The organism is Paenibacillus endophyticus (assembly GCF_014192395.1).
In the GTDB taxonomy this organism is placed as follows: Bacteria; Bacillota; Bacilli; order Paenibacillales; family Paenibacillaceae; genus Pristimantibacillus; species Pristimantibacillus endophyticus.
Genome location: NZ_JACHXW010000006.1, coordinates 304,013 through 326,115 on the forward strand (window position 1 = coordinate 304,013; position 22,103 = coordinate 326,115).

Consider the following 22,103-nt stretch of genomic DNA (forward strand, 5'->3'; position numbering starts at 1 on the left):
TTTGCCCGATCAGTCAGTAGTCGCATCATTGTTTGCCAGTACGGTTTCTATTCCTCTATTCACGGCCTATTCGATCTTTTGTTCCATATCCCGCAAAATTGGAATCGAGCCTTCGAGGGCTCAAACGCGCGATGAAGTATCGAACGGAGCCATCTCGATGAACGGCGAGAAGATCTCCGACTTGGAGTTCGGCGTATCGTGTGAGATCGTCCTCATTTATCATATAACCTTCTCAGATTAAAATGAGGAGGTTTTTTATACGTTGTTGAAAATGTTGGGATTTTGTATTAACAATTTGTGGAATAAACCCAATATCCAAATACAGGGTTATTTGAGAGTTTACGTATTTCCATGAGGTTGACTCTCCTAGTAGCTCAATGGAGGGGAAGGAGTTGATTTATGAAAGTGCATGAAAGTTGTTCGTCTACGAAACGAGGAATCTACTATTACGGAAATGGAGTGAAGTAATTGAACAAGAAAAGATTGAAGTGGACGTCAATAGTCAGCGTCGTTCTGCTGCTATGCATTGCTGTTTCCTGGAAAGTTTCTGCCTTAGAGTATCTTTACGATGATTTGAACCGCCTTATCTCGGCAAAGGAGGAGAGCGGTCAAACGACGCATTACGAGTACGATGCGACCGGCAATCTATTGAGCGTTGCAAAGACTGACGGGGGCGCCACGGTAGTTTCTTCTACTTATGGCGTAAGCGATGGATGGTTGCCGTACTTTACGTCCGGCGTGACGGCAGATTATCAGTTAGGCGAACAAGCACTACCAATGCTATCGCAGCAACCAGCAGACACCGAATCCGGAAATAATGCACAGGTAGCCGCACCAATGGCCGTACAGCAAATATCCGCTCAAGCAGCTGCGCCTGGCGGGGCTAATGTGTACAAAGATATCGAAGTTGCCGGTTCCGGTACGTATGAGATAAAAGGTTCAGCAATGGCGCAGTCGTTGAATAACGCCGCCGCGCAGGTGATCGTTAATTATTATGATGAACAGGGGGCATTGCTCAGCCACGATACCGTGATTAATCTGCAGGCCGTTTCCGACTATACGAGCTTTGAGCAAAGCTTGATCATGCCGAGCGGCGCTGCAAAAGCCCGTATCCACTTGCAGCTTTTGCTTCTAGAAGCTGATTCCGCCGGGGAAGCAGGATTTACGAACATTCAATTTATTTCTGCTCAGACGCCATAAGGAGGAAATAATGAAACGGTATCATATCCATAAAGCCATTCTTTTCGTTCTATTAGCTTTAGTCATGATTGTCAGCATAAAACCGGAGCAGCTGCAAGCGGAAAGCAGCAACCTATTTACAATAGGGTCTGGTTCATCAGCGTTGATCACGTCGACGGTTACCACTTCTACGACGATATACGTCAAGGGAACTGCCTTTGATTATGTCAAATACGATGATGACGGCGATGTCGTCTACTATGGGCAAGAAGAAACGTCCGATACGTATACGGTCGCGCTCGGTCAACGCGTGATCGTCACTAATACGGGTTCAGGCGCAGTCACCATAGAGGCGAAGACTCGCCCGTTGATGATGGGTTATTCATCGGCGCCGGCGCTTAAGAAGGTATTGATTGGTCCTAATCAAAGCGTAACGGCAATCAATAATAGCGATGTCAGCGAAAGCATTGAAGTAGGAGGAGACAATGACTACGCCAAGTACGACGAATTCGGCAACGTTCTTTCCTTTACGGCGGGCGATGCCCCCGGAAGCTTGACGATTCCGGCTGGCGAGAAAGCCGTCGTGACGAATAAGGAAGCATCGGGTTTTTATGTATACGGTGCGTATGAGACCTTTACGTTAACGACTCGTTCCGCTCCGGCTGTATTCCACTATTTGCTTGACCAGGGCGAAACGGCTCAAGTTGTCAGCCATGCTTCTAAAACATTCACCATAGACCTCGAAGGTGGCAGAGTGGAATATGCGATTTATGATAACGAGGGGCAGCTTGACTCGTATGGCCAGACATCGATCGGCTACCGGATCGTATCGGCCGGCGAGACGCTCATCGTCACCAACCTCGAGGCGGAAACGTTAGACGTCGTCGGACCTTATGACGCGTTCACGGTTAGTCCGAGACCGCTTCCGGCGCTGCAAACGAAGACATTAACGGCGGGAGCAAGCGTTAGGGTCAAGAATACAGGGCAGGAAACCTCTACCCTCAATTTTGAGGGGACATACGATTACGCCAAGTATGACGCGGCAGGAGAGGTCGCCGGGTTTGCGAAAGGAGTTGGCACCACTACGGGTTCCATTCCTGCCGGAGGGTACATCGACGTAACGCCGGCCAGTACTGGAACGGTGAAAGTCATCGGACCGGCGGACAGCTTCCAATTCACCGACCGCTCGAATCCCGCCCTCTACAAGAGCACCGTTACTCCCGGGCAGAGCCTGGAAGCGGTGAACGTAAGCGGCGGAACGGCCGGATTTACGCTGAACGGTGTGTATGACTATGCTCTGTTTGAAAGTGGCGAAGGCATAACCGGTTACAAAGCTTACCAAAGCACAGGTACTTTGCAGGTTCAGGGCGCAGGCAAGGTTGCTTTTACGAATAAGGATACCTTATCGACAGCTATCTTTGCTCCGTACGATGCGTTTTCCGTATCGGCAAGGGCGAATCCTGTTACTTACGAGCATACGCTTGCCCCTGGCGAGACGATTAAAGCGGATAATACGTCTTTAGCCAGCTTTACTCTTGCGGCGAGCAGCCAGCATCATTATGTCGTATACGATAACGGAGATGAAGTCAGCGAGTATGGAAGACCGACGATAAGCGGCAGCTATACAATCGACGATACGGAATCTCTTGTCATGACGAACAGCGGTACTTCAAATTTGAAGCTTTCCGGACCGAGGGACGCCTTCTCATTCAGCTCGAGAACCAACCCTGCTCTATTGAAAATGCTGCTTGCTCCGAATACTAGCTTAAAAGCTAACAGTACGAGCGCATCGAATTTTGGCCTCGACTTGTCAGGCACATACGACCAAGCGAGCTATATGGCTGATGGAAAATTACGCTCGTTCGATCGCAAAACAGGATTAACGGAGCTTATGTTGTACGAGGGAGAGAGGGTAACCTTAACCAACTCCGGCAGTCTATCGCTGCAAGTAATCGCACCGTACGATGTGACGCAAATCCTAAGCAGCACGACGCCGGCACTTTCCTTACGTTCGTTGGCTCCAGGCCAGAGCGCGGAGTTTAGGAATATCGTCGCGTTATCGGCAAACCTAGAGATCACAGGCACGCATGATCTGATGGATTATAATGCTGCAGGTTCGCCTTTTTCGTATGCGCGAGATCGTACGCTAAATGACTATTCAATAAGCTCGGGTACGCATACTGCCATAGAGAACAGCGGAACTTCTACTATAGAAGCTTACGGTGCTTATGAGCTTATTGCCGCTATCGATCGCAGCGAGCCTGTCACGTTCAAGCGAACGTTGCCAACGGGCTCCAGCTTGGATATGACTAACCAATCGAGCAAGCTGTTTTCCATCTATCCTTCAGGCCTTTACGATTATGCTTTGTATGACGGTAGCGGAGATGCCGCAGACGCTTATCGAGGGTCGGGGCTTGCCTCGAAGACGGTTCCTAGTGATAATCGCCTTGCCTTTACGAACGTTGCTACGGGCTCTATTGTCGTCGAAGGCCCGTATGATGTCTTCACGATTCAAGCCCGGACGAACCCTGCTTTATTCAAGTCGACACTTTCTTCGGGTCAAAGTATGGAGGCTGCGTATACGGGGGCCAATCAAGGCGACGTCCACATGACGGACGAATACGACTATGCTTTGTTTACCCCGCAAGGGAAGCTGGATGATTACGGACGCAACCAGACGACATCGAGCAAACAGGCTGTTAACAAAGATGAAAAAGCCGCGATTGAGAACAGCTATACGGGTTCCATTGTCGTTTATGGCGCCTATGACGTATTCGAAACGCATTCGCGGTCCAATCCGGTCACGTTCAAGAAGACGCTATCTCCGGGCCAAAGCTTTGTAGCGTCGAATACATCGGACAAACCATTTTTCATCTATCCAAGTGGCGTATACGACTTTGTTCTGTTCGATTCGGCAGGCGAATTGCTGGAACTGGACAGGAAGAGCGCTTCCCCTTCCAAATACATGCTCGCTGGAAGACGGATCACGATGACGAATACGTATTCGTCGGACATTACAATCGAAGGGGCTTTCGATGCTTTTGCGGTTGCAAACCGTGTGAATCCAGCCCTCTTCGTTAACCAGCTCGCGTCTGGGGCAAGCATGGAGGCGACGAATAAGAGCGCGGCTGATGCAGCTGTGCATGCATCTGGCATATATGATTTTGCCATGTACACTAGCGCAGGCGCATTCGAGGCTTACGGCAATACCGTGACGACCTCCAGCCATCAGAATGTGGAGCCAGGCAACAAAATTGCCGTTCAGAACAGCGATGAGGCGCCTATCGAGGTTTATGGGGCCTATGATTATTTTCAATTGAATACCCGTTCGAATCCGGTAACCTTCGTAAGGACATTGGGGCCGGACGATGGCTTGGAGCTCCATTCAACGTCGGCACGGCAGTTGTTGATTTATATTGACGGGTCGTATGATTACGCCAGATATGAGGCGGACGGCTCGGTTGAGTCTTTCTATACCTGGCAATCCTCGGGTCTTGTTTCGTTGACGGGGGACGACAAGCTGGTCTTGTCGCCTGCGGAAGCGCAAACGATAACTGTCAAAGGCTCTTACGACGGGTTCGCTCTAACGGAGCGCGAAGAACGAGCGGTAACCGTCAAGAGTTTGGAGCCGGGACAAAACTTCTCGTTCCGCAATGTTTCGCCAAGCTCTTTCAGCGCGAAAATAAGCGGAGTTTACGATTACCAAATGTATTCGCTAACCGGAACGATGGAGACTTTCGGCAACGACAGTTCCTTATCGAGCCGAAGCGTGCAGTCGACGAAGCGTCTGGTGATCCTTAATGCGGATACTGTTGCGAATACGGTAACGGTGCCTACGGATGCCATTCAAGTGACCAATGGCGACGGCACGGATCAATTCGTGAAAGGAATCGAAAGCGGAGAGAGCATTAAAGCGCTGAATACTTCAAGCGTCAAGTCTTCTCTTGTAGTGAGTGGGCGCTACGACATTGCTATATATACGGGAGCCGGTGTGCCAGTAAGCTATGCGAGGGAATCGAATGCCGTTTCCGTATCGATTCCTGCAAGCCATTATGCTGTATTGACGGGCAGGCAGACAGGCGGTACCGTCGTCAGCGGTTATTTAACTGCTTTCGAGGTAACCGAACAAGAAGAAACAGCCTTGAAAGTAGTGACGCCGGGGTACGCGAATTCGGTAGAGCTGCAATCGCTGGCCGCGGTTCCATTCAGCGTTACGTTGGACGGCAGCGCCAGCTGGGTTAAATATGATGCCGATAATTCGGCGCTTGATTACGGGTGGGAGCATACGCGTGATACGCTCATTCTTTCGTCGGATCAGCGAATCGTCATTACTTCGCCTCGCCTAGACGGATTGCAAATTTGGGGACCTTATCAATCGCTGCAAAGCACTGTGTCCGAGGAGCCGGCTCTTGTACAAGAGGAGCTAGGCGCAGGGAAGACGCTTACGGCCGTTAATTTGACAGGCGCTAGCCGTACCTTGAAGGCTGGAGGCATCTTTACCTACCGAATAGGACAGGCCGGTAATCAAACCGGGATCAATCCGCTAGCTGTACTGGCAAACGGTACCGCGTACCTGCGCAATACAGGCTCGAGCTATTATGTCGTTTATGCGCCTTACGGACATTTCGGGTTCACCGCGGGAGGAAGCGTCTCCGGACCGATATCAGGCAAGGACGCAGCCGATAAAATCGCAGCGCTTGATCCGGCCGATTACGATCCGCAATCGTTCCATGCCGATCCGATCGACACGGCAACTGGCGCTCAAATCATTAACCGGACGTTAATTACGGCGCACGGTGCGGTTCCGATACCTTTCCAGGCGCAGTACCACTCGCTCTTAAGCGGAGAAGGCGCTCTGGGACAAGACTGGAGCCATAATTTCGAAATCCGGTTGGTTGCGAATGAGGAAGGAAGTTCGGTCAAAGTGTACTGGAATGCGTTCCGCGGCAATACGTTCGTCAAAGGACTGGACGGCCAGTTTGCTTCATCCGAGGCTGCCGCGAAGTGCGACAAATTGACGCGGAAGCCAGACGGCACGTATGAATTAAGAAGAAACGACGGCGCTGTTTATCTTTTTGCCGAAAGCGGCCAATTGGCAGAGATGGCCGGCAAGACAGGAGAACGCCTGTTGTTCGGCTATTCGCAGGACGGAAGACTATCAACCGTATCCGATCCGTTAACCGACGCTGAACTTACGCTGGGTTATGATGCAGCCGACAAGCTGTCCACCGTTACGGATCAAGCGGGTAGGCAGGCATCCTTCGCCTACGATGGGGACGGTAGACTCAGCGTCATTACCGATACGATGGACAGGGAGACCACCTACGCTTACGATTCGTCAGATAGAATCGTGTCCGCCATGAGCGACGCTGTTCAATTATTCGTGAATGAGTTCGACAATGAGGGGCGGGTCGTCAAGCAGCATGATGCAATTCCAGGCAGTACGCCGACGCTGTTCTTTTACGAACAAACCGATGACATCTTAGTTACGACGATAACAGCCCGGAACGGCAATGTTCAGAAGCGGACGCATGATTCGAACTATAGGCTGCTAAGCGTGGAGGATGAACTTGGCCGCGTGACATCATACGGTTACGACAGTGACGGAAACCGGACGAGCGTGACGAATGCGGCAAATCAGACGACAACTTTTGCTTATGATGCTAACGGGAATTTGATCAGCTCAACCGATTATACGGGGCAGTCCGTTGCGATAACCTATGACGGGGCAAACAACTTGCTGACCGCGGCGGGTCCAGACGGCATTACCGTAACGAATACGTACGATAGCGGCAATCGCCTGCTTTCGGTACAAATTCCAAATAGTGGAATGACGACGTATACCTACAATAGTAACGGCCTATTAGAGTCTGCGAAACATCCGCTGGAAGGAATGACGCTTTACAGCTACACCGGAAACCGACTGACTGGTACAACGAATGCGGAGGGCGATACGACCAATTTCGCTTATGATGAAGCGGGACGTATGGTTAGCGAGTCGGATGCTGAGGGTTATACCACGACATTAAGCTATAATGCAGGGGACGAGTTGATTTCGGAGACCAATCCGCTCGGACATGCCTTCGGATACAGTTACGACGCTCAAGGCTTTCTGGCAAGCAGAACCGATGCTTTGGGGCGTGCGACGACTTATTCTTATGACGAGAACGGGAATTTGACAGCCGTAATGAATGCGCTGGACGAGACCGCGTCGCTCCATTATGACGGAGAAGGAAGGCTGCTGAGCATCGTCGACCCGCTTGGTCGAGCGGTTGCATACGCGTACGACGACGCAGGCAATCTGCTGACGGAGACGAATCCGAATGGCGGAGCTGTTAGGTACGTCTACGACTCGTTGAACCGTCTAACGGAAGCATACGATTCCAAAAATAAAAAGGTATACGCAGTGACTTATGACGAATCGGGCAATCTGAAAACGGTGACGGACGCGCTGAACGAGTCGTACACGAATATGTACGACAGCTTGAATCGTTTGACGCAGACGATCGATCCGCTGCAACGCGTGACGTCCTATGCTTACGATGGCCTGAGCCGGTTGACATCGGTAACGGATCCGATGGAAGGAAAAAGCACGCAAGCTTATGATGCCTTAAGCCGGATAACGGAAGTTGTAGATCCGAATCTCAATGCCGCTTCTTATACCTATGATCTAGTCGGCAGAATTATAGGCGAGATTGATGCAGCTGGCGGAAACCGCACTTATACGTATAATGCACGGGGCTTGTTGAGTGGTGATACCAATGCTCGAGGCCAAGAAACAACTTATGCTTATGATGCGGCCGGACAGCTTGCCGGCTTCACCGACCTGGCAGGGTCAGTGACGTATACGTACGATGGCAACGGCAATATCACTGCGGTGACGGACGGGAACGGCAAAACGCTGATTCGTGATTTTGACGAGCTCGACCGTGTTGAAAGCTATACCGATGAAGACGGCAACACGATTCGGTATGCATACAATCAAGCGGGAGAATTAACGTCGCTTATGTATCCCGATGGCAAAATCGTTACCTACACCTATGACGCCGCAGGACGCATGAATACCGTTACGGACTGGGATGGCCGCGTTACTATGTATGCGTATGACGTTAACGGACAACTCATATCTACGACACGTCCGAACGGAACGGTAGAGACACGCGCATATGACGCCAAAGGGCAATTAGTGCTTGTAACCGACACTAATGCGGAGGGAAGCGTACTGTATGCTGCCGATTACACATACGATGCAGTCGGAAACGTTAGATCCGAGGACATCAGCGCTGCCGAGACTGTTACTTCCAGCACGTATGGAGAAATTCCGCTGGCAGTAGATATTAACGGACCGGGGCTATCGCCAACGATGGAATTATCGTCTTCCTCCAACAGCGAGATGACCTACGGTGCGGATAATCGATTAATGGCCAATAACGGTCAGGATGTGATTTATGACGCGGACGGCAACATGACGTTAGGACCGCTGGACGGTTCGATGCAGGGGTATGTCTACGATGCCCGCAATCGCTTGACGGAAGCCGGAGGCATAAGCTACGGTTACAATAACGAGAATGAACGGACATCGGTCACCGTGAACGGCATGACGACGAAATATGTCATCAATCCGCATGCGCTCTTGTCGCAGGTGCTAATGGAAACCGACGAGCAAGGACAAGCAAAAGCTTGGTATGTATACGGACTGGGCTTGATCGGACGCGAAGATGCCGCTGGCAACTATCAAACCTATCACTATGATCGACGAGGCAGTACCATTGCTTTGACCGATGAGCTCGGGCAAGCGACGGATACGTACCAATATGGCAACTATGGCGAGTCGCTGGGTCATGAAGGCGAGAGTGAGCAGCCGTTCCGCTACAACGGACGCGACGGCGTCATGACCGACCCGAACGGCTTGTACCATATGCGTGCGAGGTATTATAATCCGGAAATCAAGCGATTCATAAATCGCGATGTGTTATCCGGCTCGGTCGGAAATGGCCAGACGCTGAACCGCTATGCCTATGTTAATGGAAATCCGGTATCTTATGTCGATCCATTTGGTCTCAGCCGCGACGGGGATTCGATCTGGTTGCAAGGCGGAAGCTTCTTGGCGGACGCAGTTCCATGGGTTGGTACGATTAAAGGCTTCCAGCAAGCCTTCACCGGCATGAACTACGTGACCGGCGAGCAACTGACTGTATCCGGACGCTGGTCGGAGGGCGTGGGTGCAGCGTTCAGTCTGATCCCGATTCCAGGCCTGAAATACGCAGGAAAGTACGGTACAGATGGTGTAATCTGGGCCGGGAAGCGTGCGGGGAGTTGGTTCGCGGGTAAGGGGAAAACTTTAAATCGAATGGATAGTGGTTCGGGACATATCCCAATGAACACAGGCAAGTTCAATAGGATGAAAAATGCTTTTGAAAGGCATGGCGGACTTATTGTTCCTGAACATGAAGCAGTACCTTTATTGAATTGGCATGGTACAGAAGCTTCAACATTAAATGCTACCACGATAGCCTTTAGACCAAACCCATCTACCTCAGCAGTGTTTGAGGAATTTATTCATGCCACACAGTATAGAACTGGAAGAGCTTCGGGTTCAAATATTTTAGAAATGGAGATTGAAGCAAAAGAAAAGTTAATTAGATATAGGAAAGCATATGGAATACCAAATTCCGAAACTAGAGAAACAATACAACATCTTAGGGGTTATAGAAAAGAACTGGATGACCAACGACGGAGGTGGTAATGGATTTGTTTAGAATAACTATTGAATTTTCAATGTATATTAAATCCGCCAACGTAGTTGTTATAACCGGTAAATTCCAGGGGGAGTTTACAGGAAGTATTTTAGTTGACGCAACTAATCATGCTAAAAGATTTGTTGTCAATAATATTGTCCATATGAACAATAAGAATACTGACCAAATTAAAGCTACTATTTCATTAAGTCTCAAGCCAGATGACTATGATGTAGATAAATTAGTAGGAAAATGCTTAATAAATCCTGATTAATGACCTTCAAAATCAGTATCAGTAAGCCTAAGGTGAAGAAGTTATGCAAGATATAAGAGGAAAGCTTTTACACTATGGTTTTGAATTGACCTTGATTGGCTTTATGCCTTTCAAGGTTTCTTTTTTTTAATATGGTTACCAATTGATATATCGTTGCTCATTCAATAAATGATATATGCTTATGACGAGTAGCAACTTTGGAGAGTCGCTGGGTCATGAAGGCGAGAGTGAGCAGCCGTTCCGCTACAACGGACGCGACGGCGTCATGAGGGACCCGAATGGCTTGTACCATATGCGTGCGAGGTATTATAATCCGGAAATCAAGCGATTCATAAATCGCGACGTGTTATCCGGCTCGGTCGGAAATGGCCAGACGCTGAACCGCTATGCCTATGTTAACGGAAATCCGGTATCTTACGTCGATCCATTCGGTCTCAGCCGCGACAGGGATTCGATCTGGTTGCAAGGCGGAAGTTTCTTGGCGGACGCAGTTCCATGGGTTGGTACGATTAAAGGCTTCCAGCAAGCCTTCACCGGCATGAACTACGTGACCGGCGAGCAACTGACTGTATCCGGATGCTGATCGTATGGCGTGGGTGCAGCGTAAATAAGCTAGCGAAATCCGGGAAACTTAGCCTTAATGACTTAGATATACTTGATGCTATAGCAGATGATTTAGAAAAGGCAATAAGACTGTTTAAATAGAGGAGTTGGTGGATATGAGTAAAAAATCGGAAGAATTCTTTAAAATAATGTTAGATTTCTTACCGTCGGCTGAAGATGAGTATAGAGAATCAATCGAGTATTACGGTGAAGTGCTGGAAACTATCATAATTGAGAGAGTATTCATGCCGAAAATAATTAAATTATTGAGCGAGGAAAAAAACATCAATTTGCTAGAAAGTATTTTTAAATATTTTGAGGAAGTATCTACTGATAAAGATGTTCACTTAAAGAGCATTTTTTCAACTACGGTGTTGGAAGTACTCGGAAATGACAGATCGATTTTAGGGACTGCACAGAAATACATGGGATCTAAAACGATAGAACTTCAAATAGAAGCGGATAGAGATTTAGGTAGGAGAATCTAGTCAGCACAGACTCATAAGATATTGACGGTTATCCATAGTGGATAACCGTTTTTCATTATTCATAGGCAGAAAGGTGCCAGTGCCGAATGTACTCATTATTCAACTATTAATACATCTAACTCATGTAATGCTCGCATGAAAATTTCGTTATTTTGTATGTACTTACATAATTGCTTGAATCTTATAACCTAATTAACGCCTTGGGGTTATGTCAAACAGGTTCATTATGGTCAAATACCACCATGATTGACCTGTTTTTTAAGTTCGCTTTCTCACACTTTTTTGAACATAATCGCAACTGAAGGGTAAGCCACCCCGATAGAGAGGTTGAGAAGTTATGAATCGCATCTATCAGAATGGATAGCACGACAATTAAGAGTAAGGGCGGTTTATTTTTTACACTGAATATCAACATTGAAATTAGACAGAGCAACAAAAAAGAGCATTCCGCAACGAAATGGCTCGCTGCGTAATGCCCCTCCCTTGTATGTATGTTAGTAGTTGCTCATTGCGCTTGATGCTGCTGCAGCAATAAGGATAATAGCAATAATCGCGTAAATGACTAGTACGATAGCGGCCCAGATTAAAGAAGCCTTGAAATAATTTTTTTTCGTGGGATTGCCTTCTCCGAACGCCCAAACAAACATCATTACGATGTTAACGATCGGGATAAGAAGAATAAGGGTTGTAATCATCCATTCTTTTACGGTAATAACGGGTGACATCGGCTGTTGCTGATCGTAGCCGTAGCCTGGTACACCAGAATGTACGGGCGGTTTCTGAAATTGATCCATTGCTTTCGCTCCTTTGATTTCCTGTTGCTGTAACATTTTGTTCACAACTTATTATATATAAAACGCCGATGTTTACAACCCTTAATTTAGATGAAATATTATTTTATTTTTAAATATTGTATAGATTGTCCAATTTTATATGTATGAATTTATCATGTTCTGTCGTATGTTAGGACGCGCTAGTAAACTATTAAACATTTATATTAATCATGAAACATTTTATTTGATCCTCGCAATTACCGCTTGCCCTTGACGCTGCGTCAAGGGTTATACTTTGTTCAAAGGGGATGATGAAATAGAAAATGATGGTCTATACACGATTGGAGCGTTTGCAAAGCTAACCGCTGTCACCGAACGAACGCTTCGTTATTATGACCGTAAAGGGCTGCTAAAGCCATCTTTTCGAAACATGCACGGACATCGCTTTTACACGGAAAAGGATCTTGTTGTCTTGCAAAGCATCGTAACGATGAAATATTTGGATTATTCGCTTGAAGAGATAGCAGCGCATATGCGTGAGCCGGAGTTGGATTTATTAAGCTCGCTTGCCCTGCAGAAGGATATGCTTCAAAAAAAGAAGCAGCATCTCGAGCGTGTGCTTGATACGATTGGCCGCATGCAACAGATTGCTGAAGGCGCGGGCGTGATCGAAAAAAATCTGCTGCTGGTGTTTATTCATCATATTCAGTACGAAGAGAACCAGAAGAAGGTGCTCTCTGCGCAACTGCCCGGAGCAGTTGTCGATGCCCTTTATATGGAGCATATGCTTCCGGACGAAAGACTGGATATTGAACGGAAATTGACGTCCTTTATTCTCGAACTGAAAGAGCACTGTAAAAGTGGAAAGCAGCCTTTGGATAATGATGTGCTGGATACCGGTAAAAGGCTGGTAGCGTTGTTGGAGGCATTCCTCTCTCCGGCATTGCAATCGCTGAACGATGAGGATATTGCGCAGCTCGAGCTGCTGAGCGATCCGTCTGCTGCATCCGAGCCGACATTGTTTTTAAGCGTGTTTACCGCAGAGGAGGAAGCTTTCCTCAAGCTTGTATTCGATCATTTGGAAGTGCTGAAAACGGTGAAGGAGGGCGTTCGAAATGAGAAAAAAGAGTGAGGGAAACCATACGGAATCTGTATATGGCGCCTCTTCATTTATCAAGCTGATTGCAAAACATAAGCCTAGAAATTTGCTTTTAGCTGCTGCAGTGATTTTAGGAATCGGAGAGACTTCATTATCCTTGCTCATTCCTTTGTTGACCAAAAACCTAGTTGATGAGCTAGCCCTTTCAACCGTTCGAACCGCAACGATCATCATGCTTGGCCTCGTGTTTTTTATTCAAACGGCTTTGTCTGGAATGTCCGTATATACAATGTCCTATGTCGGACAGCATGTCATTGCGGGTCTTCGAAAGGAGCTGTGGGAGAGGGTATTGAAGCTGCCGGTGCCATTCTTCGACCGCAATCGTTCAGGAGAAACGATGAGCCGTGTTACGAACGATACGAATGTAATCAAAGATTTTATAATCGGCCACGTCATCTCATTCTTGGGCGGATTAATCTCAATTATCGGAGGCGTAGCTCTGCTCTTGTTCATTGATTGGCGGCTTACGCTGCTGATGCTGGCAGCCGTACCGCTTGGGCTGCTCGTTCTTTGGCCTTTGGGTACAAGAATGTTCGCGGTGTCCAAATCGATGCAGGAGGAGACCGCACAGTTTCAAGGGGATTTGGGACGCGTGCTTTCTGATATTCGGTTAGTGAAGGCTTCATTGGCAGAACCAGCTGAGCGGCATCAGGGCGGTCTGAGAATATCGCGCTTGCTTTCGTTTGGTTTGCAGGAAGCGAGAATGATGTCAATCGTAACGCCACTAATGACGACGGTGATGCTGCTCATTCTTGTTTTGTTGATTGGGTATGGCAGCGTGCGGGTAGCGCAGGGCAGTTTATCGGGCGGAGAGCTTGTCGCGATTTTACTGTACATGTTTCAAATCGTCATGCCGTTTACGCAAATGGCTTCGTTTTTCACACAGTTTCAAAAAGCGCTGGGCGCATCTGAGCGTATTTCGGAGCTGCTGCTTGAGAAGGAAGAGGAGGATTCCAACATGATGGAATCTCCCCAGGATAACCGCCGCGAAACAGGAGATAGCCCCCTGATCGCGTTCGAGGACGTGTGCTTCGGGTATGCGAAGGACAGACTGCTGCTGCGTGCTCTCTCTTTTCAGATTAAGGAAGGACAGGTGACTGCTTTTGTGGGGCCAAGCGGAACGGGGAAAACAACCGTATTTTCTTTGCTTGAACGGTTCTATGACCCATCTGCGGGTGCAATTCTGTACAAGGGGACACCGATCACGCATTTGAAGCTGGAGGATTGGCGCCAGAGAATGGCGTATGTGTCGCAGGACAGTCCGATGATGCAAGGAAGCATTAGGCATAACCTTGTGTACGGCTTGGACGTGACGGATGAGAAAAGGTTAGAAGAAGCCGTTCGACAAGCGAATTTAAGCGATTTCGTAAACTCGCTACCAGAAGGCTATGAGACGGAAGTCGGGGAAAGAGGCATTAAGCTGTCCGGTGGTCAACGCCAGCGTCTTGCTATAGCTAGAGCTATTATACGGAACCCGGAAATTCTGCTCCTTGATGAAGCAACGGCTCATCTTGACAGCGATTCTGAGCAGCTTGTCCATGGAGCGCTGCAACGATTAATGGAAGGAAGAACGACACTCGTTATCGCCCATCGCCTCTCCACGATACGCGGAGCAGATCAAATCATCGTGCTGGAGGAAGGCGATATTTCTGGACAAGGCACACATGAAGAGCTGCTTAAAGGCCATTCATTGTATGGAAAGCTTGTTCGCCAGCAGTCCGGTGCGATGTTTTAAATCACATGGCATGTTCGTATGACCTCGCTTCGCTTGGCGCGGGAGGGCTTCATGCGATCGCAATGATGAGGGATATGGCTATGAGCGTTTCAAGCGATTCAACAGCAAATCGGAGCAGAATGCTCCGAACCCTATGCATGTGGCGAATACGGTCGTAAATATATGTCACGCAACAACCATTACAAGGGAACGTCTTCATCGGTTCCCTTGTTTGGCTATGTCTGCTTATCCCTGTAAACGCGCGCATTGAATTATTGTATCCTGCTATAGAATATATCTATTACGCTGCAGATTGACTGGCTTTGAGCACGGATGACAGACTCTTCTCAACATAATACCGACAAAACCCATTTGAATCATTATGTATGGTATGGAGCGGGCAGGCAGCGCGTTTGCTTGTCGTCTCAATCACAAAACGAGGGGCGGATAAACGATGACGGAGCGTAAAAAATTAAAATTGGGCGCGGTACTTCACGGGGCTGGAGGCAACCTGGCAGGTTGGAGGCATCCGGATGGACGTGTACGTTCAGGCGCAAATCGTGAATTTAATGCAGGATTTGCAGCAGAATCTTGGACTCACGTATTTATTTATAGCCCATGGGCTGCATGTCGTCAGGCATATTTCGAACCGAATCGGCATGATGTATTTGGGGCAGTTCGTTAAGATTGCAGGCAGTGAAGAGCTGTTTAACCATCCGGCGCATCATTACACTAAAGCGCTAATCGCATCTATCCCCTGGCCTGACCCAAGCCGGAAACGTGAACTTCAGGTGATTAGCGGCGAGATTCCCTCGCCTGCCAAGCCCCCCTCAGGCTGCCGCTTTCATACGCGCTGCCCTGCGGCGACAGCCCTTTGCAGGAGCGAGCCGCCAGAGCTTAAGGAAATTGAATACGAACACTGGGTTGCCTGCCATTACCCAGCTTAAAGGCCGAGAGCTCCGATACGGGACTGCTCGGCTTTTTGGATATATAAGCATTTATATGTTTCATATACAAATGTGCTTATCTTTTTCCGCGAAACGTAAGCTTAGCCGCCAGAGGACGGCGACAGCCGTTTACGCTCGAAATATAGGTAAGTATATCATTTCGCCAACTTTCTCTATATTTCTACGCGAAACGTAAGCTTAGCCGCCAGAGGACGGCAACAGCCGTTTACGCTCGCCTGCGATAGGTGGCAGATGTGACTATGGGACCATTGACGCAATCAAAAACAGCATGTTACGCTACCTTCATATGGAAACAAATGGAGGGATACACTTGATTGAAATTCGCTTATCAGTAGGGTATGACGAGTATGAAGAAGGGACTAGAATGTCCAGCTTGATTGAAAAACTGGCATCGAGTCCGGATGGCGAGAAGCTGTCCATACTAACGATCGGCGACTGGGGTCAGGCGTATGAAAATTCTCCGGAAAGCTTTATTGAAACATTGATCAGCCATAAGGATTCATTTCCTAACTTAACGAAACTATTTATTGGCGATATGGGCTTTGAAGAGTGCGAGGTATCTTGGATCAACCAGACGAATCTCTCTCCGCTGCTTGCAGCTTTCCCGAATTTAAAGTCGCTGTCGATAAAGGGCAGCCAAGAGCTAAGCTTGCAGCCGCTCGTTCATGAGAACCTAGAAGAGCTTGTTATAATATGCGGCGGGCTTCCGCAATCCGTGCTTCAGGAAATTACGAATGCAAGGCTGCCGGAGCTGCGGAAGCTGGAGCTTTACTTAGGCGTGGAGGACTACGGCTTCGATGGAGGAATTGAGGATGTTTTGCCGCTCCTAAAAGGCGATCTGTTCCCTAAGCTTACATATTTGGGACTGAAGGACAGCGAAATCCAGGATGAAATCGCGATTGCGGCTGCTGACGCGCCTATACTCGACCAGTTACATACGCTGGACTTGTCCTACGGCACGTTGACAGACGAAGGCGGGGAGGCTCTGCTTGCGAGTGCCCGCATCAAGCAGCTGAAGCATCTTGATCTGAGCTACCATTACATGTCTGACGAGCTCGTGCTACGCTGGCAGCAATCGGGCATGTCTGTCGACGTGAAGGACCAGCAGGAGTCAGATGAGGATGATTGGCGCTATCCATTCCTTACCGAATAATGGAGAGCTGCGAGCAGCCTTATTTGCTTATCGCTAATCCTTCCAATAAACGGACGGCAGGGCTGCAGGCGGCTAGAGCGAAGCTCGGGCTTGCGCCTGCTGCCGTCCTGTCGTATGAGCAATTGCTTAGCGGCGATGCATGCATAGGAGATGCCCTCAGAAAGCTTGCCGGCAGAGGCGATATCATCATTCGGCTCGATGCTCCCGGCGAGAACCCGGCTGTCGAGCGGCAGCTTATTGCATGGGGGGCTCCGGATCGCAATGGAGACGACATGTTTTGGTCAGGCGGCTCTTTGCCGAACAGCATTTCAATCGTATCGTCGGAAGCGCTGCTGCTGCCGCCTGAGCATGGCCGAATCTGGCATCCGGCGCAGTGGTACCGGGGGTATTGCCGGTTTCTCGCGGCGATGCAGCGGGAGGTTAAAGCTTCAGGCGCCCGAGCTTACTGGGTGAACTCACCGGGAAGCATAGCCAAAATGTTCGACAAAAGAACCTGCTGGCAGCTATTCGAGCGTCATGGCCTTCAATTGCCGGCGCTCCCGGCCGCGGCGGGCTCTATCAAAAGCTATGAAGAGCTTCGGGCAGCCATAGCAACGAGCGGGATGAAGCGGCTGTTCATTAAATTAGCCTGCGGCTCTGGAGCCGCGGGCGTTATCGCTTACCAGACGAATCCGCGCACGGGGGAGGAGCTGGCTATTACGACGATCGGCTCGGAGCAGGCTTCTAGCGGCTTCAGCTTTTACAACGCCGGCCGGCTGAGACGCTACAGCGACGCGAAGGACATTCGCCGCATTGTCGATTGGGTATGCGGCGAAGGCGCGCATATCGAGCGTTGGATCGAGAAGGAAAGCTTCGAGGGCAAAGCCTTTGACGTGCGCCAGCTTGTCGTGAACGGCAAGGCTTGCCACACCGTCGCTCGATTGAGCCATACCCCGATTACCAATCTGCATCTGCGTAACGAGCGCAGCATGGACATGAAGCGCCTTCTGCCCGAAGACGTTAGACAAGCGGTGCAGCAGACTGCCGAGAAAGCGCTCCGCGCATTCCCGGGCAGCTCGGCGGCAGGGGTGGATGTGCTTGTCCAGCGAGGCAGCAGCGCGACCTATCCCATTGATATCAATCCATTTGGCGATTTGCTGTATGGCGCCGAGTACGAGGGGATGAACACCTACGAGTGGCAAATGCGCCAGCTTCTCAGAAAGGAATAAGCATCTATGCTGAATATGAACCATATTGTGGGCACCCACGATATTGTAATGATTACGCTCGATACGCTTCGGTATGACGCGGCTAAGCTGGAGGAGGCGAATTGCCCGAATCTTTGCGGCAGCGGCGGGTGGGAGAAACGGCATTCGCCGGGCAGCTTCACCTATGCGGCGCATCATGCTTTTTTCGGAGGGTTTCTGCCGACCCCCGCGACGACCGATAAAACCGCTCATGTAAGGCTGTTCCATACGAAAAATACGGGGCTGAGAACGCATCCCCATACATGGTTGTTTGACGCCCCGGATCTTGTATCCGGCTTGCAGGAGGCGGGTTACCGCACGGTCTGCATCGGAGGCGTCATTTTTTTTACGAAAAAGAACAAGCTGGCTAAGGTGCTGCCGGGTTATTTTCAGGAAAGCTATTGGCGGATGACCTTTGGCGTGACGAATCCGCGCTCGGCCGAGCATCAGGTTAATCATGCTTTGAAGCTGCTGGAGAAGGCAGATCCCGCCCAAAGGCTGTTTCTGTTCCTGAATATTTCAGCCATGCACGGACCGAACCACTATTTTGTCCCAGGGGCCAAACAAGATTCGGTCGAAACCCAGCGGGCAGCGCTGCGCTATGTGGATAGCCAGCTAGGCGTATTGTTTGACGCGATGCGGAATAGGGGGAAAACGTTAGTCTTGGCGTTCTCCGATCACGGAACCGCATATGGCGAGGATGGCTACGAGGGTCATCGCCTCGCCCATGAAGTCGTGTGGAACGTGCCGTATCGCGAATTTATATTGAATTAAGGAGGGAACAGCATGCTGCAACCATCATCGCTACCAGCTACTCCCGAGCTGCGGGAGCTCGAGCAGCGCTGGACGGCGGCTCCATACCGCTCCTATCTGTATTCTTATCCGCATAAGACAGCTTATCGCGATTTATCGCCAGCAGAGCCGCTGAAGGAGCTGTGGGAGCGGGACCAAACCGATTATTACTTTTTGTATATGCACATTCCCTTTTGCGGGGCACGCTGCGGCTTCTGTAATTTATTCACGCTGCCGGACCGCAGGGCTAGCGTGCATGAGCAGTATGTGGATGCGCTTCACCGGCAGGCTGAGCAGTGGGCGCCGTGGTTCCGCGGACGGACGTTTTCCAGATTCGCCATCGGCGGGGGGACGCCAACGCTTCTCGAGGCTGCGCAGTTGAACCGTCTGTTTGACATTGCTGAGCACACGATGGGCCTTGATCCGCGGCAAGCTTCCATATCGGTCGAAACGTCGCCGGAAACGGTAACCGAGGATCGCATGCGTGTGCTGAAGGATCGGCTCGTTGACCGTATCAGCATGGGCATTCAAAGCTTCGTCGAGGATGAAGCGGCTGCCATCTACCGTCCGCAGAAGCCGAAGCTTGCGGAGGAAGCGCTGGAGAAGCTGATAGGCTACCAATTTCCGCTCATTAATATTGATTTGATATACGGATTGCCCGGGCAGACGCCAGATACTTGGCTGTACTCGCTCGAGAAGGCAATCGGCTACGGGCCTGGCGAAATATTCATCTATCCGCTGTATACGCGGGAAAATACGATTCTGAAGCCGGATCAAATCCGCAGCGCTGGCACGGATATTCGCTTGGAGCTGTACCATATTGCGAGGCAAAGGCTCGAAGCTGCCGGCTATAGACAATATTCGATGCGGCGCTTCGCGAAGGAAACGAATTTCACCCACAAAAGCATTCTGCCCTTCAGCTGTCAGGAGGAAGGCATGGCCGGACTCGGCTGCGGGGCGCGCTCGTATACGCGCGACGTGCATTATGCTTCGCGTTACGGCGTGAGCGCAGCGGCAACTAGAAGCATCATTGAGGATTACGTTGCCGCTGAGCGTCATGATACGGCCGATTACGGATTTAGGCTGAGCGTTGCTGAACAGAAGCGGAGATTCCTTCTGAAAGCTTTGCTGCACCGAGAAGGCTTGGCACTCGATTCCTATGAAGCTCGCTTCGGAAGCGATGCGGTGAATGAGCATTCCGATCTGCAGGAGCTGCTCTCGCTTGAACTCGCTGAGCTGGATGAAGGCATCCTGCGGCTGACGACGAGAGGGATGGCGTATTCGGATGCAATCGGAGATGAGCTCATCTCCGGCGATGTAAGAGAGCTGATGAACGGATACATCGTCCGATGAAGGCGGTGCTGTATTACCGTGGAGCGCTCTCATCCTGCAACTATGATTGTCCCTACTGCCCCTTCAGCAAGACGAAGGACAGCAAGGAGACGCTGGAGAAGGATAGGCAGCAGCTGCTCGCCTTTATGGACTGGGTTCGCGTGCAGGGAGCAGCTGGACATCGGCTGTCGATTTTTTTCAATCCTTACGGCGAGGCGCTCGTTCATCGCTGGTACCGCGAAGCGATGATGGAGCTGTCGCATTTGGAGCATGTGGAGAAGGTCGCCGTACAAACGAATTTATCGGCGAAGCTGGATTGGACGGAGCAGCTTGAGAGGAGCAAGGCCGCCTTCTGGGTAACCTATCATCCTGGACAGACAAGCGAAGTCCAGTTTCTGAGCCAGTGCATGAAGCTTTACCGGAATGGCCTTGCATTCAGCGTGGGCTCGGTCGGCATCCGCAGCGCTTTTGGCGCAATCTCGCGCCTGCGAGGCGAGCTGCCGCCAGATGTATACCTTTGGGTGAATGCATTCAAAGACCGAAAAGCGTATTATACGCTTGACGAAATCGATTATTTAACGAGCATTGATCCCTATTTCCAGCTAAACGTACCCGATTACGACAGCCTAGGGGCGCATTGCGGCGCTGGTGAAAACGTGTTTTATGTTCAAGGTCCCGGTATTGTGAAGCGCTGCTACAGCGACCGGAAGGTAATCGGACATCTCTATCGTGACGGTTTGGAGGGTCTTTCTTCAGAACGTCCCTGCGGGATGAAGAAATGCGGATGTTATATCGGTTATATTCATATGCCTGGGCTGGCCATGAACGATGTTTACGGATCAAGCTTGCTTGAAAGGATCCCGGCTGGATATGCCCGCTGAATAGGAATAATCAAATACGATCGGCCATATTTCCCAATGATGAAACGGCTGCTGTGAAAGGTGATGAAAAAGCGCCTCGCAGCAGCTTTTTTAATATATAAGACTCTATATGTTTCATGCGATAAAGTATCCTTCTATTTCTACGGGAAACGGATACCATCTTCTTGCAGAGTACGGCGATGCCGTTTCTTCTTGACGTATAGGAAAGGATATGGGTTTGCTCTTCCTTTCTCTATACGTTTCGCCGAAACGATGGCGGCTATTGAAAGGACGCCGTCAGGCGTTTTTTCTTAGTGCTTGCTATCGGTTGAGGCTCCGTCATTCTCCATACTTGGAAACAAAATTCCTTATTATGGTACGATAAGCATAGTCGATTATTTCACTAGCTGGAGGTGCAGCTGTGTTAAATGTGTTCATAACGGTTAAAAGCTTAGGAAAGAAAAAAAATCATCTCGATCGTCTGGCGTGGCCGCTTGCGGAATCACCGCCAACCTTGAGAGCATTAATTGAAGCCGTCGTGATCTTAGGTGTCCAATCGTTTAACAAACGGGAGACAGCGGTGCCGCTCGTTTCCTGCTTGACCCAGACTGATATCATGCGGCAAGGCAACGGGGGAAAGGTTGGTTTCGGGACCTTGTACAACGAGCAAGGGAACGGCGAGGAGGAGGCTGTTTCTACTGCGCTGCTCGCTTTCGAGGACGGTTTGTATCGTGTGTTTATTAATGGAATTGAAGCAGAGCAGCTGGATATGCCGCTTGCTATCTGCGATGGAGATGAGCTGGCATTCATTCGTTTTACGATGCTTTCTGGGGGATTGCGTTAG

General features: G+C 49.8%; 16 protein-coding genes. 15 read left to right on the forward strand and 1 reads right to left on the reverse strand.

The window, feature by feature from the left end; translation table 11 throughout:
* Window positions 1-28: 28 nt before the first annotated feature.
* From FHS16_RS32620 to FHS16_RS12805, 6 genes are all read left to right on the forward strand, one after another.
* Window positions 29-241 carry a hypothetical protein gene (locus FHS16_RS32620; protein ID WP_376769667.1) on the forward strand — a complete coding sequence of 71 codons (213 nt, stop codon included), beginning with the start codon at window positions 29-31 and terminating at the stop codon, window positions 239-241.
* 227 nt (window positions 242-468) lie between these two features.
* Complete coding sequence (locus FHS16_RS12785) at window positions 469-1,200, forward strand: RHS repeat domain-containing protein (protein ID WP_183562593.1); 732 nt, start codon at window positions 469-471, stop codon at window positions 1,198-1,200.
* A gap of 10 nt (window positions 1,201-1,210) precedes the next feature.
* Window positions 1,211-9,925 carry an RHS repeat-associated core domain-containing protein gene (locus FHS16_RS12790; protein ID WP_183562595.1) on the forward strand — a complete coding sequence of 2,905 codons (8,715 nt, stop codon included), beginning with the start codon at window positions 1,211-1,213 and terminating at the stop codon, window positions 9,923-9,925.
* Entirely contained in the window at window positions 9,925-10,191 is a 267-nt protein-coding gene (locus FHS16_RS12795; protein WP_183562597.1) for a hypothetical protein, read from the forward strand. Before FHS16_RS12790 ends, FHS16_RS12795 begins: the two co-directional genes overlap by 1 nt.
* Before the next feature lie 181 nt (window positions 10,192-10,372).
* Window positions 10,373-10,774, forward strand: a complete 402-nt coding sequence (locus FHS16_RS12800; RefSeq protein ID WP_183562599.1) for an RHS repeat-associated core domain-containing protein — start codon at window positions 10,373-10,375, stop codon at window positions 10,772-10,774.
* Between the two features lie 136 nt (window positions 10,775-10,910).
* On the forward strand, window positions 10,911-11,282 hold the full coding sequence (locus tag FHS16_RS12805; RefSeq protein ID WP_183562601.1) for a DUF7674 family protein: 372 nt from the start codon (window positions 10,911-10,913) through the stop codon (window positions 11,280-11,282).
* A gap of 494 nt (window positions 11,283-11,776) precedes the next feature.
* Here the strand turns inward: FHS16_RS12805 and FHS16_RS12810 are convergent, their stop codons facing one another.
* Window positions 11,777-12,076: a hypothetical protein gene (locus FHS16_RS12810; RefSeq protein WP_246431727.1), complete on the reverse strand. Its 300-nt coding sequence runs from the start codon at window positions 12,074-12,076 to the stop codon at window positions 11,777-11,779.
* Window positions 12,077-12,350: 274 nt separating this feature from the next.
* On the opposite strand from FHS16_RS12810, the gene FHS16_RS12815 reads away from it, so the two are divergent.
* From FHS16_RS12815 to FHS16_RS12855, 9 genes are all read left to right on the forward strand, one after another.
* Entirely contained in the window at window positions 12,351-13,187 is an 837-nt protein-coding gene (locus FHS16_RS12815; RefSeq protein WP_183562603.1) for a MerR family transcriptional regulator, read from the forward strand.
* A complete protein-coding gene (locus FHS16_RS12820) occupies window positions 13,171-14,949 on the forward strand; it encodes an ABC transporter ATP-binding protein (protein WP_183562604.1) in 1,779 nt (592 codons plus the stop codon). The genes FHS16_RS12815 and FHS16_RS12820 overlap by 17 nt, the downstream gene beginning before the upstream one ends.
* Window positions 14,950-15,461: 512 nt before the next feature.
* Window positions 15,462-15,875, forward strand: coding sequence for an oligopeptide/dipeptide ABC transporter ATP-binding protein (locus tag FHS16_RS12825; RefSeq protein ID WP_183562606.1), 414 nt, complete (start codon window positions 15,462-15,464; stop codon window positions 15,873-15,875).
* A gap of 334 nt (window positions 15,876-16,209) precedes the next feature.
* Entirely contained in the window at window positions 16,210-17,049 is an 840-nt protein-coding gene (locus FHS16_RS12830; protein ID WP_183562729.1) for an STM4015 family protein, read from the forward strand.
* Window positions 17,022-18,257: an STM4014 family protein gene (locus tag FHS16_RS12835; protein WP_246431728.1), complete on the forward strand. Its 1,236-nt coding sequence runs from the start codon at window positions 17,022-17,024 to the stop codon at window positions 18,255-18,257. Before FHS16_RS12830 ends, FHS16_RS12835 begins: the two co-directional genes overlap by 28 nt.
* A 6-nt stretch (window positions 18,258-18,263) precedes the next feature.
* A complete protein-coding gene (locus tag FHS16_RS12840) occupies window positions 18,264-19,049 on the forward strand; it encodes an STM4013/SEN3800 family hydrolase (RefSeq protein WP_183562608.1) in 786 nt (261 codons plus the stop codon).
* A 12-nt stretch (window positions 19,050-19,061) separates the two neighbouring features.
* The gene (locus tag FHS16_RS12845) at window positions 19,062-20,420 is read left to right on the forward strand and encodes an STM4012 family radical SAM protein (protein ID WP_183562610.1); all 1,359 of its coding nucleotides are present in this window, start codon (window positions 19,062-19,064) and stop codon (window positions 20,418-20,420) included.
* Complete coding sequence (locus FHS16_RS12850) at window positions 20,417-21,280, forward strand: STM4011 family radical SAM protein (RefSeq protein WP_183562612.1); 864 nt, start codon at window positions 20,417-20,419, stop codon at window positions 21,278-21,280. The genes FHS16_RS12845 and FHS16_RS12850 overlap by 4 nt, the downstream gene beginning before the upstream one ends.
* A 400-nt stretch (window positions 21,281-21,680) precedes the next feature.
* Complete coding sequence (locus FHS16_RS12855; RefSeq protein ID WP_183562614.1) at window positions 21,681-22,103, forward strand: ubiquitin family protein; 423 nt, start codon at window positions 21,681-21,683, stop codon at window positions 22,101-22,103.

What these genes read in the sequence shown, in the direction of transcription:
- FHS16_RS12810 (WP_246431727.1), bottom strand. Translation starts at nt 12,076, where the DNA reads ATGGATCAATTTCAGAAACCGCCCGTACATTCTGGTGTACCAGGCTAC.
- FHS16_RS12820 (WP_183562604.1), top strand. Translation starts at nt 13,171, where the DNA reads ATGAGAAAAAAGAGTGAGGGAAACCATACGGAATCTGTATATGGCGCC.
- FHS16_RS12800 (WP_183562599.1), top strand. Translation starts at nt 10,373, where the DNA reads ATGACGAGTAGCAACTTTGGAGAGTCGCTGGGTCATGAAGGCGAGAGT.
- FHS16_RS12790 (WP_183562595.1), top strand. Translation starts at nt 1,211, where the DNA reads ATGAAACGGTATCATATCCATAAAGCCATTCTTTTCGTTCTATTAGCT.
- FHS16_RS12825 (WP_183562606.1), top strand. Translation starts at nt 15,462, where the DNA reads ATGGACGTGTACGTTCAGGCGCAAATCGTGAATTTAATGCAGGATTTG.
- FHS16_RS12840 (WP_183562608.1), top strand. Translation starts at nt 18,264, where the DNA reads ATGCTGAATATGAACCATATTGTGGGCACCCACGATATTGTAATGATT.
- FHS16_RS12795 (WP_183562597.1), top strand. Translation starts at nt 9,925, where the DNA reads ATGGATTTGTTTAGAATAACTATTGAATTTTCAATGTATATTAAATCC.
- FHS16_RS12845 (WP_183562610.1), top strand. Translation starts at nt 19,062, where the DNA reads ATGCTGCAACCATCATCGCTACCAGCTACTCCCGAGCTGCGGGAGCTC.
- FHS16_RS12850 (WP_183562612.1), top strand. Translation starts at nt 20,417, where the DNA reads ATGAAGGCGGTGCTGTATTACCGTGGAGCGCTCTCATCCTGCAACTAT.
- FHS16_RS12805 (WP_183562601.1), top strand. Translation starts at nt 10,911, where the DNA reads ATGAGTAAAAAATCGGAAGAATTCTTTAAAATAATGTTAGATTTCTTA.